Source organism: Alysiella crassa DSM 2578, from assembly GCF_000745955.1.
Classification (GTDB): Bacteria; Pseudomonadota; Gammaproteobacteria; order Burkholderiales; family Neisseriaceae; genus Simonsiella; species Simonsiella crassa.
Genome location: NZ_JQKH01000010.1, coordinates 42,785 through 56,943, shown reverse-complemented (window position 1 = coordinate 56,943; position 14,159 = coordinate 42,785). Strand labels below are relative to the sequence as shown.

10 protein-coding genes are annotated in these 14,159 nt (G+C 43.4%); 5 read left to right on the top strand and 5 right to left on the bottom strand.

All coding sequences use genetic code 11. The features are described 5' to 3' along the window. The 4 genes from Q338_RS02930 to Q338_RS02915 all read right to left on the bottom strand — a co-directional run. On the bottom strand, window positions 1-412 hold a 412-nt coding region (locus Q338_RS02930), incomplete at its 3' end, for an NADAR family protein (RefSeq protein WP_248784401.1). Further along, window positions 361-690, bottom strand: coding sequence for a YnfA family protein (locus Q338_RS02925; protein WP_034291776.1), 330 nt, complete (start codon window positions 688-690; stop codon window positions 361-363). The genes Q338_RS02925 and Q338_RS02930, both read right to left, overlap by 52 nt. A gap of 151 nt (window positions 691-841) precedes the next feature. Next, a complete protein-coding gene (locus Q338_RS02920; RefSeq protein ID WP_051968445.1) occupies window positions 842-1,660 on the bottom strand; it encodes a DUF6348 family protein in 819 nt (272 codons plus the stop codon). 61 nt (window positions 1,661-1,721) lie between these two features. Then, entirely contained in the window at window positions 1,722-2,702 is a 981-nt protein-coding gene (locus Q338_RS02915; RefSeq protein ID WP_034291774.1) for a PhoH family protein, read from the bottom strand. Between the two features lie 215 nt (window positions 2,703-2,917). Between Q338_RS02915 and Q338_RS02910 the strand changes: the two genes are divergently transcribed. The 3 genes from Q338_RS02910 to Q338_RS02900 all read left to right on the top strand — a co-directional run bounded on the left by Q338_RS02910 (window position 2,918) and on the right by Q338_RS02900 (window position 11,387). After that, entirely contained in the window at window positions 2,918-4,615 is a 1,698-nt protein-coding gene (locus Q338_RS02910) for a ShlB/FhaC/HecB family hemolysin secretion/activation protein (RefSeq protein ID WP_034291792.1), read from the top strand. Window positions 4,616-4,845: 230 nt separating this feature from the next. After that, entirely contained in the window at window positions 4,846-9,771 is a 4,926-nt protein-coding gene (locus Q338_RS02905; RefSeq protein WP_034291772.1) for a hemagglutinin repeat-containing protein, read from the top strand. 311 nt (window positions 9,772-10,082) lie between these two features. After that, window positions 10,083-11,387 (top strand): dicarboxylate/amino acid:cation symporter, encoded by a 1,305-nt coding sequence (locus Q338_RS02900; RefSeq protein WP_034291771.1) that lies wholly within the window; start codon window positions 10,083-10,085, stop codon window positions 11,385-11,387. Between the two features lie 169 nt (window positions 11,388-11,556). Here the strand turns inward: Q338_RS02900 and Q338_RS15295 are convergent, their stop codons facing one another. Continuing rightward, window positions 11,557-11,679 (bottom strand): hypothetical protein, encoded by a 123-nt coding sequence (locus Q338_RS15295; RefSeq protein WP_280517468.1) that lies wholly within the window; start codon window positions 11,677-11,679, stop codon window positions 11,557-11,559. 208 nt (window positions 11,680-11,887) lie between these two features. On the opposite strand from Q338_RS15295, the gene ilvC reads away from it, so the two are divergent. Both ilvC and trpS read left to right on the top strand, forming a co-directional pair. Further along, window positions 11,888-12,901, top strand: a complete 1,014-nt coding sequence (gene ilvC / locus Q338_RS02895) for a ketol-acid reductoisomerase (protein WP_034291770.1) — start codon at window positions 11,888-11,890, stop codon at window positions 12,899-12,901. Window positions 12,902-13,140: 239 nt separating this feature from the next. Further along, window positions 13,141-14,151, top strand: a complete 1,011-nt coding sequence (gene trpS, locus Q338_RS02890; protein ID WP_034291768.1) for a tryptophan--tRNA ligase — start codon at window positions 13,141-13,143, stop codon at window positions 14,149-14,151. The last annotated feature ends 8 nt before the right edge of the window (window positions 14,152-14,159 follow it).

Below are 14,159 nucleotides of genomic sequence, written 5' to 3'. Positions count from 1 at the left end.
GTTGATACCAAATTTGCTCATCAAAATGGGCAATTTGCCGCCCCAAATCTTTGGCTTGTTTTGGGTGTTTGCTGGCAAGAATTTGCGCCAAAATCGCATTATCATCAAATAATTCCGCTTTTTTCGCCATCATAAAATGTTCGGCGGTGGGGTAAACAATATTGTCCACCACAAAATCTCTCGGAAACCATTGACTGAAAACCGCTTTGTCAATTTGATTGTCCGATTTGGGTGTGTGTCCCCAAAAAGGTAAGTATTTGAATTTTTTGCCTTGTTGATGTGCTTGTTGTAAATCTGATAAATTTTGAATTATCATAAAGAATCCTTTCAGGCTGCCTGAAAATATATTGTCGTGTTCATTTAAGCCGCCCGCAAACCGCCCCAAGCCACCACCGCCGCGCCCACAAAACACAAAGCCGCACCCACATAATCCGTTGGACGCAACGCCACGCCGTCCACCCAACGCAGCCACAGCAAAGCCGTTGTGATGTACACGCCACCATAAGCCGCATAGATCCGACCACTCGCGCTTGGGTGCAAGGTCAATAAATAGGCAAATGCCGCCAAACTCATCGCCGCAGGCAGCAACAACCACGCACTTTTGCCTTGCCGCAACCACAAATAGGGCAACCAGCAACCCATTATTTCCGTCAAAGCCGTGATAATAAACAGTAATAAAATTTTAAACATATTTGTTTTGCAATTTTCAGGCAGCCTTTCAGTACACGACAAAAATCTTTCAGGCTGCCTGTAACCTGTCCCCTCTCCCGCTTGCGGGGGAGGGGACAGGTTTGTGGTTATTTCAAAAAATTGTCGTGTACTGAAAGGCTGCCTGAAAAAATCAATTGTCATTTTCCAGCCAATTATCGGGCTGATTGCGGATAATAATGTATTGTTTTCTAAACGCCATGCCTTCGCCAGCCCATGTTTTCGCATAATTTTTCAATGAATCCAGCGCGTCTGCCCAATCTTCGCCATTTACACGACAATCGGCGTTGTATTCGCCCTCGTCATCGCGTGAAACAAAAATCCGAATGGCGTAATTTTCCGCAGATTTCAACAGAGGTTCAAAGGCTTGCAAACTTTGTGTGAACAAACAGCATTCGCAAAATTCGCCATGCGTTTCACAGCTTTCTGCGTTTTGTTCACTTTCGTCTGGGGCGGGGTAAAAGCCGACCGAACCCAATAAAACCAAGCGTTTCAATGCTTCATTTTGAAAATCCATGTTTAAATACAAGTGATTGGCTTCATCGGGGCGAGCCGCGTCCCACAAGGTTTCCCAATCGGTTTTCAACCAAGTATCAAAGCCGCTTAACAGGGCTTCGTTCAGCGTTTCGCGTCCGCCAAATGAATATTGGTATTCAAAAATCCCATTGGGGAACAATTCTTTATGATGAATTTGAATGGTGGACGCGCTGCTAAACGAGCCGTCATTCAATTCAAAATTCCACAAAGCAGGCAGAAAATAATAGCCCGTATCGGGTTGATACAGCCAATATTCGTCCACAATTTCGGTTGGAATGTGATTTTCCGCTAATTTTTCTTGCAATAATAGGGCGACATTGATGACATCTTCGCCTGATTCGCCCGATTCCGTTTGCCAAGTGAGCGTGATGATGCCGTCATGGGCGGGGTTGTTGTCTAATTTTTTTAATTCCATGATGAAATTTCCTTAAAATACAATGGAAAAATTTTTTCAGGCAGCCTGAAAACTTAAAAACTTATTTCTCCAAACTCAATTCTGTGTGCTGATTATCCGCTTCTTCATAGGCTTCCACGATTTTTTGCACAAGTGGGTGGCGCACCACGTCTTCGCTGGTAAAAGTGTGAAAATACAAGCCTTCCACATCACGCAATTTTTCGTTGGCATCGCGCAAACCCGATTTGATGTTGCGCGGTAAGTCAATTTGGCTCAAATCGCCTGTAATCACGGCTTTTGTGCCAAAGCCAATTCGCGTTAAAAACATTTTCATTTGCTCGGGCGTGGTGTTTTGCGCTTCGTCCAAAATCACATACGCGCCATTGAGTGTGCGTCCGCGCATATAGGCAAGCGGAGCAATTTCAATCAAGCCTTTTTCCATCAATTTGGTTACACGGTCAAAGCCCATTAAATCATACAGCGCGTCATAAAGTGGGCGCAAATAGGGGTCCACTTTTTGCGCCAAATCCCCTGGTAAAAAGCCCAATTTTTCGCCTGCTTCTACGGCGGGTCGCACCAAAACAATGCGTTCTATTTGGTGTTTGTCCATTGCGTCCACTGCTGCTGCCACCGCCAGATAGGTTTTGCCCGTACCTGCGGGTCCGAGTCCAAACACGATATCGTGATTGAGCAAGGCGCGTATGTAGCCGTTTTGACGCGGTGTGCGTCCGCCTATGCTGCCGCGTTTGGTGTGGAAATAGTAGGCGTGGTTTTTATCTGTTTTTTCAATGTGTTGATTGTCTGCGGTTTTGGCCTCTACGGCGGCGAGGTTGATGTCTTCGTCTGACAATTCGCGCTGCTCGGCAATTTCCATGAGTGCAACAAGGGCATTGCGTGCGGCGTGGGCGTGGCTGCCTGAAAAGGTGAAATGGTCAAATCGGCGGCTGATTTGCGTGTCCAACAGTCGTGATAGGGTTTGCAAATGTTCGTCTAATGCGCCGCATAATCTTTGTAGCGCAACTGGGTGGTAATCTTCAAATTGTAAATGAACAGTGTGGCTCATATTTTGCTTGGGCTTTCGGGTTGGGATTTGCAGGCTGCCTGAAATCATATTGAATCTATAGTTGGGCAGCCTGAAAAATAGGTTCACAAAAAAATTCCCCAAATTCTACACCTAAAAAAGCATTTCAGGCAGCCTGAAAATAGGCAAGTTAATCTTAATCTTTACATTATGATATAATGAAAAAAATTGTTAATAAAAACTTGAAAATCAGCACCATGAACACACAAAAACAAACACTCGTTTCCATTATGCTGGTGTCGGCGGCAACGGCGCACGCGGTGGATTTGCCCACCGCCACCCAGCAAGCCAACGATGATTGGCGCAATCAGCAACAAAAAATCCAAGAATTGCAACAAGAGCAACATGAAAAAGCCGCTTGGACTTTGCAACAAAATCAAGCCAATCAGCCTACCAAATCAGGCGCAGACCGCTTTATCAAATCCGATAAAGAACGCGCCGAAGAATTGCAAGCCGCCACCGAAAGCACGGAATGTTTGCCGCAAAGCAAATTTGTCATCACAGGCATGAATTGGTTAGACCCCAATGATTTCAGGCTGCCTGAAAATGAATGTTTGAGCGCGAAAACTTTGAATCAGTTAAGCCGTGAGATTACCGCCGCTTACATTAAAAAAGGCTATGTCAGTACGCAATTGGATTTTACCAATGAAGGCGACACGGTAACGATTGCCGTGCGCGAAATGAAAATTCGGGAAATCACAGGTGGTAGTCGTAAGGTAAATGTAGCAACCTTGTTTCCCAATCATAAAGATAAACCCTTAAACGTCCAATATTTAGACCAAGGCATTGACCAAGCCAATAAAGTAAGCGGCAACAATGTCAGCATGGACGTGTACCCCCACGATGACGGCACGGCAACCATTGAATTGAAAAATGAAGCCAGTAAACCATGGTTTGGGCAAATCACGGTGGACAATAAGGGCAGTAAATCCAATCGGGCGGTGGCGCGATTATCGGCGGGTGTGGCGAGTCCTTTGGGGCTTTCAGACAGCCTGTATGTGGGCGCGTATGCGAATATGGCGCGAAATGAAAACCACAGTCAGGGTGCGAATGTGTTTTACACCGTGCCGTATGGTGTGTGGACGTTTAGCGCGTATGGTAGCGTGTCAGATAGCCGCAGCGTAACCGAATTTGCGTCTGGTGCTAAATTAAATTACGACAGCAAAAACAAAGCGGCGGGCGTAAAAGCCGAGCGCATGATTTCGCGTGGACAAAAACACATTACCTATGCCCATGCTGGTGTGGATTATCTGAATATTTTGAGTGAATACGGTGGCAGCAAAATCGCCATGCAAAGCCCCAAATTGGGTGTGGTGCAAGCAGGTTTGTCGCACACGCAAACTTTGGATAAAGGCGTGTGGTTGAGCGATTTGACCGTAGAACGTGGTACACGTATGTTTGGTGCGAAAGACACCGATTTGTCGCCATTTACCAGCCAATTTACCAATTTTGTGGCAAATACCACCTTGTCGCAAAACCGCCGTTTGGGGCAGAGCAAATGGATTTTGCGTAACCAACACCGTGCTTCGGTGCAATTTAGCGATGATGATTTGTACAGCACCAAACAAATTGGCGTTACCGACCGTTCTTCTGTGCGCGGTTTTGCCAATCTGACTTTAAATGGCAATAAGGGTGCGTATTTAAACAATACAGTATTTGCAAGACGTTATTTGGACAATGGCTTTTATATTGAACCATATTTGGGTGCGGACGCTGGTGTGATTAAAGATGAAACAGGCTGGCAACGCGCGTTTGGCGGTACAGTGGGTTTAAATTTTGCTTATGGCAGTAATTGGCAAATTAATTTGGAAAATGCTTATGGTGTCGCATATCCGAAACAATCTGACAAAATTCGTCAGCAGCAAGTAACCGCGTCCATTAAGTTTTTATTCTAGTGAAAATGCGATTGTTCAAAAAAACGGTGTATTCCTTTTTATTTTTTGAGAATTATTATTAAATTTAGTATGGATTTCAGGCTGCCTGAAGATTGTCCATCTTTTGAATTATGCTGGAATCATGATTTTTGGTTTTTTTGTGATAGTAAATGTAAAGAATTGGCATGAATTATGCTTCATTAGGAGAACATCTAACCTCTGTTGATTCATTTTACTTAAAGGATTCAATTATGAATACTCAACACAAATTATCTACAACGGGCAAATTGGCTGTGGTTATTGGCTTGGCTTATGCCACCCCCACATTTGCAGCCAATATTGAAGCAGTGCAAGGTGGTGCACAAGTTAATCAAAAAAATGGCGTAGACATTGTTAATATTGTTAAGCCTAATGCACAAGGTTTATCGCATAACCAATACAATAAATACAATGTATCTGATAAAGGTGCAGTATTAAACAATGCTTTACAAGCAGGTCAATCACAATTAGCTGGTTCATTGCAAGCCAATAAAAACTTTAATGGTAAAGCAGCTGAAGTGATTTTAAATGAAGTTGTCAGCAAAAATCCTTCTTTGATTTTGGGGCAACAAGAAATTTTCGGTATGGCGGCAGATTATGTGCTGGCTAACCCGAATGGTATTACTTACAACGGCGGCAACATCATCAATGCACCACGTGCATCTTTGGTGGTGGGTCAAGCTGAAGTAGTAAAAGGCAAAATTGATAATTTTAAAACCACAGGTTCAGGCAGCCTGAAAGTGGATGGTGCTTTGGGTGGGGTGTCTATTTTGGATTTGGTTGCACCTAAAGTGATTGTAAATGCAGGTGCTAAAATTCATGCTGATAAATCAATTAATGTGGTATCAGGTAAAAATAAAATTGGTTACAGCAATGGCGCAGTAGAGGTCATTACACCAGAACGCAGAGAGCGTCCTTTAGATGGTCAAATTTTTGGTAGCATGAATGCAGGTGCAATCCGTATTTATGCTACTGATGTTCGTGGTGGTCAAACCGTGAAAGGTGCTAATATTAACGCTAACAATAGTGTAGATGTATTTGTAGGTGGTCAATTAGATGTTGCAGGCTCAGATGTGTCTGGGAAAAACATCAATTTGAATTCACAAAATACCACTATTGATGGCATCGTTTCACGTACTTTAAACAGTTTGCCCAATACTACAGAAAGTGGTACTTTGGCACAAAATGTTAAGTATACCAAGCAAGAAGATTCTAGCACTCAAACATTTAAAGCCAGCAATATTAAGGCTTCTGATTTGTTGAGTTTGAATAATACAGGCGATTTACAAATTAAAGGTGCTAATATTGATGCAGGCAGCCTGAAAGTAGATGCTAATAATGTCAATGCACAAACCGCCATTACAGCTAATGGTACTTACAGTAACTATAAACGTACCAAAGGTTTATGGCATAATATCAGTACATCACAAACACGTGATGAAACCGCTCATCGTACAGCAATTACAGTAAAAAATGATGCCGTTATTGCAGCTAAAAACACTGTTAATTTACAAGGTGTGGCTTTGGCAGCAGGCAATAATGTAAAATTATCTGCTCATAATAACATTAAATTAAGTGGAAAAGCTGTAACCGATAGCTCTGAAGAGGGTTTAGATGTACGTAATGAATCAGGTAAATTAAAAACAGGTACTGCTGCTAAAGCATCTTTAAATCAAGAGTTTGTAGCAACTGAAATCCATGCTGGTGGTAATATTGGTTTGCAAACACAGGGTACTTTAACTGCTCAAGGTGCGAAAATTGCCACAAAAGGTGATGCCATCGTAGATGCTGATAAAGTAAATTTGGGTACAACCCATACGCAAATCAGCCATGCAGTAAATGATAAATTCAAATATTGGGGTGGTTTGGCTGGTGGTAAAGAAGATGGTAAAACATACACCCAAGAATATTTACAAGCTACATCTCTGATTGCTGATGGTCATTTGGTGATTGGTGCAAAAAATGGTGTGAATGTTTCAGGTAGCACAGTTAAAGGTGTTCAAGATGCTTTGGTAAATTCTGGTAATGGTAAATTAAACATTGCCGCAGCTAAAACCAATACATCCTCTTCGGAGTATACACGTACAGGAACTATTTTCAATATTACCAAAGATAGTTCTAGTAAGAGTAGTGATGTTGAAGTTGTAACTGGTGCTGCTTTGGAATCAGATACTAATTTGAAATTGGCATCACAAAAAGACATCAATGTATTAGGTAGCAGCCTGAAAGCCGCACAAAGTTTGGGCATCAAAACGGCAGGCAATTTAAATATTGCAACAGTTGCGGCAAATAGTCATACAACAGATAAATCATTCTCTATCAAAGGTTTTGCTGAGGGTGATGCGAAAGCCTCTGAAAAAAATGGCGATGTTGTTGCTGAAGCAACTGGTGGCATTGGTGTGCGTTTCACTAAAAAATCTAATGACACACAAACTAGTGACCAAGTGGGTAGTAGCTTAAATGCAGGCGGTAACATTGATTTAAATGCAAATAATCATGCGCGCATCACAGGTAGTGATATCAATGCTTCAGGCGATGTTAATATTAATGCACAAAATGTAACAGTAACCGCCGCACAAGACATTACTGTGAGCAATGAGACTTCTCGTGTTACCGAAATTGGTTTAAGTGCAACCGCAAGTGCAACAGGTTATGACCCTAAAGTAGGTGTGAAATTAGGTGTAGGAAGCCAATACGAAAGTGTTACCACAACCAATGGTACAGCTCAAGTAAGCAATATCACAGGCAGCAATGTTAATGTGAATGCAGATAAAAATATTACACATGAAGGCACAAAAATCAGTGCATTCAGTGGCAATATCACACAGTCTGCACAAAACATCACACAAACCAATGCCAATAACATCAATAATGTTGATAAAGTTCAACACGCTGGTGGTGCATTTATTGGTGGCGAAGTGTCTAGCAGTAATGGCTTGAAAGTGTCTGCTGGTATCTATGGTAATGGTGGCACCGCGCAAGGCGTGAGCAATACTGCGGTTTCAGGCAGCCTGAACGCTGCAAACAATGTTACTTTGACTGCGGATAAAGTAACCGATGTAGCAACCAATTATGACGTTGCCAACAACGTGAAAATCACTGCAGACCAATACAGCAACGAAGCTGCAACCAGCAACAGCAGCTATACCGCAAATCAAGGCGGTGCATCTTTAACCTTGTCTGCTAACACCAAAGATTTGACCAATGTGAATGTGAACTTGGGTGCTAAAGTAAATTATCAACACTTGAACACTGAAGCGAGCAACGCAACTATTGGCAACATGACTGCAGGCAGTGTGGATATTGTGTCTAAAAAAGATGTGAATTTTGCGTCTAATGTGAACACAACTCAAGGTGTGAACATCAGTTCTACTGATGGCAATGTTACTTTCACACAATCTAATAACACATTGAGCAGCACTTCTACAGGTGTGGACGTAGGCTTGAATGTGGGTGCGACTGTGAACGTGGCAACTGGTGTGGTATTGCCTAAAGGTGGTGCTGGTGTAGAAGTAACACACGGCAAGAGCAACAGCAGCACAGGCACGGCTGGCACGATTACTGCTGACGGCAGCGTAAAAGTAACTGCCAACGACAATGCAAGCATTGCTATCAATGGTGCAAGCATTATCTCTAACGGTGCGGTGAATTTGACTGCGGGAAATGTGAGCAGCTCTGCTTTGGAACACAGCAAAGATTCTTTGAATGTGGCTGTAGGTGGTAACTTCAGCTTGGGTACAGGCATGGTTACTGAAACCACTGAACACACCGAAACTTATATGGTGAAAGATAACTACTGTGCACCTCCACGCGAAGAAACTGTTACTTACACCACCGAAGAAGAAAAATTGGCAATTGATAGCGTGAGCGTAGGCGCACATGCTGATGTAACCAAAGAAAGTGGCGTGAGCCATACAGCCAACAAAATCGTTGCTAAAGGTGAAGGTGGTGAAAAAACCAAATTGATTCCTGCTATTGATGATACAGGTCCACAAATCGTTAAAGTGAAAACCGATGGTGGCTTGACCATTAATGCGACCAATACAAATGGTACAGGTATTACAACTGCTGGCACGAATATGGAAGCTTCAACAGCAACATTGACGGCTGCAGGTGGCAATGTTACTTTGGGTAGCGCAGAAGGCAGCCTGAAACGCACAGGTGGTGGTGCAGGTTTGAATATTTCAGGTGATATTTGCGAAGATGGTTGCTTCAAACCAACTGCTGGTAATGCTTATGTTAATGTTGATTTAGCAAACAACAAAACCTACACAGGCAGCAGCTTGAATGCCAATAATGTGAATATTACTTCTGCAGGCGATTTGAACCTGAACAGCAGCACCATTACCGCACAAAATGTTACCGCTAAAGTAGAAGGCGATGTAAACATTGTTTCACAACAAAACATCGTTGATGAAACCAAAGTGGGCTTGGCTGCGGCTGGCGGCAAAGGCATTGACCCGAAATCTTTGACAACAACTGAAACCGTAACCACCACTATGGTGTACGATGTGGTAACAGGTACTTGGTGTGCGCCTGAACACAAAACAGTTGTGGTAGAAGAAACGCATGAAGAAACCTACGTTGATGCAGGTAAAGTAGCTGGTCAAGTATTGAGCGACTTGCAAAACGGCACCATTATGGGTGTGAAAGCAGAAGCGAAAATTGACGTGGACGTTGAGAAAAGCAAAACTTCTCAAGCAGCAGGCATTACCGCAAACACATTGGATGTGAATGCAGGTGGCGATGTTGCTCTGAAAGGTGGCACGGTTCAATACGAAAACGGCACAGGTTTTGGCGATAGCAAAGTGAGCGTAACGGACAACCAAGACAGCAGCAAAACCTTCACTTTAGGTGTAGACGTAGGTACAAACGTACCGAAGATGGTGTCTTATGGTATCCAACACGCAACAACGGGTACTTCTCCATTGTTCAACACCAGCGCAACCAGAGCACAAGCAGTGGTTTTGGGTGATTACACCAAAACAGAAACGCCTGTAGCACCTGTGGTGGATGTTGTAACGAATACAAATGTTGACCCATTTGACCCATTCTCACAACAACCGATTGTGATTGGCAATCCTGTACAACCTACACCACCTACACAACCTACAGAAGATGTAGAACCAGAAGTATAATTGATGCAATGATTCTGAATGTAGCATGAAGTAAGAATAGCCCCCCAATGAATTGCGTATTCAATTGATTGGGGGGCTTTTTATTGCGTAAAATATTTTCAGGCTGCCTGATTGTGTGAATTTGCGTGTAATGTGATGTAATTTCTTTATAGTAAAATCAATTCATTACAAAAATAAGCATATCTTTGACAAATTTAACATTTGCACTCAAAGCAATTAAACGCTAAATTACGATAAGGCAGCCTGAAAACCAGTTTGCCCATTAAGAAAAACACATAATGATTCATTCAAATCAAATTGGAGATTTCTCAATGTTACACATAGATCCTACCGAATTAAATTCAAATACCCCATTGAAAAAACAGAAATTTTATCAAATTCTGTATGTGCAAGTGATTTTTGCCATTGTGGTGGGTATTTTGCTGGGACATTTTTTCCCGCAAACAGGCGAAGCAATGAAACCGCTTGGCGATGCGTTTATTAAAATTGTGAAGATGATTATCGCACCTGTGATTTTTCTGACAGTAGTAACAGGGATTGCGGGCATGAACAATATGAAAACAGTCGGGCGCGTGGCGGGTAAAGCGTTTGTGTATTTCTTAACTTTTTCCACTTTGGCATTGATTGTCGGCATGGTGGTGGCAAATGTGATTAAACCAGGTTCTGGTTTAAATATTGACCCCGCCACATTAGACGCCAGCAAAGTGAGTAATTTCGTAGAAAAAGCCAAAGACAGCAGCGTGGTCGGCTTTTTGATGGACATTATTCCCACCACCGTGGTTAGCCCATTAACCAACGGTAATATTTTGCAAGTACTGTTTGTGGCGATTTTGTTTGGTGTGGCTTTGGCGAGTGTGGGCGATAAGGCACGCCCGATTACCAATTTATTGCAAGAATTGTCTGCGCCTGTGTTTAAAATGGTATCTATGCTAATGACTTTGGCACCGATTGGCGCGTTTGGTGCGATGGCATTTACGATTGGTAAATACGGCATTAAATCAGTCAGCAGCTTGTTGATGTTGGTGGGGACGTTCTACATTACTTCGTTTTTGTTTGTGGTGTTTATTTTGGGTGCGGTGGCGAAATACAATGGTTTTTCCATCATCAAATTAATCAAATACATCAAAGATGAATTATGGCTGGTATTGGGAACTTCGTCTTCGGAAGCAGCTTTACCAACTTTAATGCAAAAAATGGAAAAGGCTGGCTGTGAAAAATCAGTAGTGGGTTTGGTGATTCCAACTGGCTACTCATTCAATTTGGACGGTACCAATATTTACATGACGATGGCAGCCTTGTTTATCGCGCAAGCGGTGGGTATTGAATTGAGTTGGGGAGAGCAACTGACTTTATTGTTAGTTGCCATGTTGAGCTCCAAAGGCGCGGCTGGTGTGACAGGGGCGGGCTTCATTACTTTGGCAGCGACTTTATCTGTTGTACCGAGTGTACCTGTAGCAGGTATGGCATTGATTTTAGGTGTTGATCGCTTTATGTCAGAATGCCGTGCACTGACCAATTTGGTGGGCAATGCGTGTGCGACTGTAGTGGTGGCGCGTTGGGAAGGCGCGTTGGACAAAGAGCAGTTGGATAAAGTATTGAATGCTGCGGATAAATAACGGTATTTGTATCTATTTGAAATAAACAGGCAGCCTGAAAAACAAAATGGTGTTTTCAGGCTGCCTTATTTATGTTTGATTTTATAGTTAATTTAAAATATAGTGAATTCAATTTAAATCAGTACAGCGTTGCCAGTTTCCTTATGGGTCGCTGTCGCCTTGTCCTGATTTAAATTGAATCCACTAACAAACCCTGTTCCCCAGTTGGCAGCGTGCTGCTCATGTCCACATTTTGCCGCGCCAATAAACACTCGCCCACCGCCACATTCATGCTGCTTAATCCTGTGTACATACTGGGAGATCTTGATTTTCCCAAAATTATCAGTAAACGCTACAAAAAATAGGTAAACGCGTGTAAAATGTCGCGTTTACATCGTTTAGCGGTAAAAGTGGGCAAAAGCCATTTTTGCACCGAAACGCGGCACGTTTAACACGAGCGCATCACGTTTCAGGCAGCCTGAACACCTTTTCACTATTCCACTCATTCTTAAGGAAAAAAAATGCAAGTTTATTACGATAAAGATGCCGATTTGTCTTTGATTAAAGGTAAAACTGTTGCCATCATTGGTTATGGTTCACAAGGTCATGCCCATGCGGCAAACTTGAAAGATTCGGGCGTGAACGTGGTGATTGGTTTGCGTCAAGGTTCGTCTTGGAACAAAGCTGTGGCGGCTGGTCATGAAGTATTGAGCGTAGCAGAAGCCACCAAAAAAGCAGACGTGGTGATGATTTTGTTGCCCGATGAAAGCGCACCTGCGGTTTACAATGCCGAAATCCACGCCAATTTGAAAGACGGTGCCGCTTTGGCATTCGCGCACGGCTTTAACGTACACTACAACCAAATCGTGCCACCGAAAAATGTGGACGTGATTATGGTTGCGCCAAAAGGCCCAGGTCATACCGTTCGCAGCGAATTTTTGAAAGGCGGCGGCGTGCCATCTTTGATTGCGGTTTACCACGACAACACGGGCAAAGCACGCGACATCGCCTTGTCTTACGCGGCAGCGAATGGCGGCACCAAAGGCGGCGTGATTGAAACCAACTTCCGCGAAGAAACCGAAACCGACTTGTTCGGCGAACAAGCGGTATTGTGCGGCGGCGCAGTTGAATTGGTAAAAGCGGGCTTTGAAACTTTGGTTGAAGCGGGTTACGCGCCTGAAATGGCTTACTTTGAATGCTTGCACGAGCTGAAATTGATTGTGGATTTGATGTACGAAGGCGGCATTGCCAACATGAACTACTCCATTTCCAACAATGCGGAATACGGCGAATACGTTACTGGCCCAGAAGTGATTACGCCTGCAACCAAAGAAGCGATGAAAAAAGCCTTGTACCGCATTCAATCTGGCGAATACGCAAAAATGTTTATCCAAGAAGGTGCAACCAACTACGCGAGCATGACCGCTCGCCGCCGCTTGAACGCCGACCATCAAATTGAAAAAGTGGGCGCGGAATTGCGTTCTATGATGCCTTGGATTGCGAAAAACAAATTGGTTGACCAAGACAAAAACTAATCCATTCATGAATTGAATGACAAAATGAATACAGGCAGCCTGAAAAATGTTTCAGGCTGCCTTTCAGTACACGACAATTTTTCCAATCACAAATCATGTAGGGTGCGCCGTGCGCACCAAATGACTGAATAATTTAAATATTGTGGTGGATTTGGTGCGCACGGCGCACCCTACTGTTATTTTTGTCGTGTACTGAAAGGCTGCCTGAAACTATATGACAGGAAAGAAATAAAGAAATCATGAGCAAAATCCGTGTTTTGACAGGTGTAACCACCACAGGCATTCCGCATTTGGGCAATTATGTGGGCGCGATTCGCCCCGCCATTCGTGCCGCTGCGCAGGACAATGTGGAAAGTTTTTTGTTTTTAGCGAATTATCACGGCATCATCAAATGCCACGACCCGAAAATGATTGCCGAATCCACCAAAGCGGTGGCGGCAACTTGGCTGGCTTGCGGTTTGGATACCGAGCGGACAGTGTTTTATCGTCAATCTGATGTGCCTGAAATTTTGGAATTAAATTGGATTTTGACCTGTATCACAGCAAAAGGTTTGATGAACCGCGCCCACGCCTACAAAGCCGCCGTAGACAAAAATTTGGAAGATAAGCAAGACCCTGATTTTGAAATAGAAATGGGTTTATACAGCTACCCGATTTTGATGACGGCAGACATTATTATGTTTAACGCGCACCAAGTTCCCGTTGGGCGAGACCAAATTCAACACGTTGAAATGGCACGAGATATTGCCCAGCGTTTCAATCATCGTTTTGGCAAAAATATTTTCAGGCTGCCTGAAGTGGTAATTGATGAACAAGTGGAGTTGTTGGTGGGTTTGGACGGGCGCAAAATGTCCAAATCGTATGGCAACACGATTGAGCTGTTTCTCACACCTAAACAACGTCAGAAAGCGGTCAATCAAATCATCACGAATTTGAAAGAGCCAAGCGTACCCAAATTTAAAGGTGAAAGCCCCATTTTTGAAATGTATCAAGCCTTTGCCACAGCAGCCGAATACTCGGAATTTGAACGTGCATTAAATGACGGTTTGGCGTGGGGCGAAGCGAAGAAATTGCTCGCGGCGAAAATTGGCGCGGAATTGGAGCCTTTGACGGACAAATACCATGATTTAATCGCCAATCCGCAGCAAATTGAAGATATTTTGCAAGCGGGTGCCGCCAAAGCGCGAGCGGAAGCGCGTGAGACTTTGGCGCAAGTGAAAGAAGCGGTGGGAATTAAATCATTGGTTTAACTAAAATT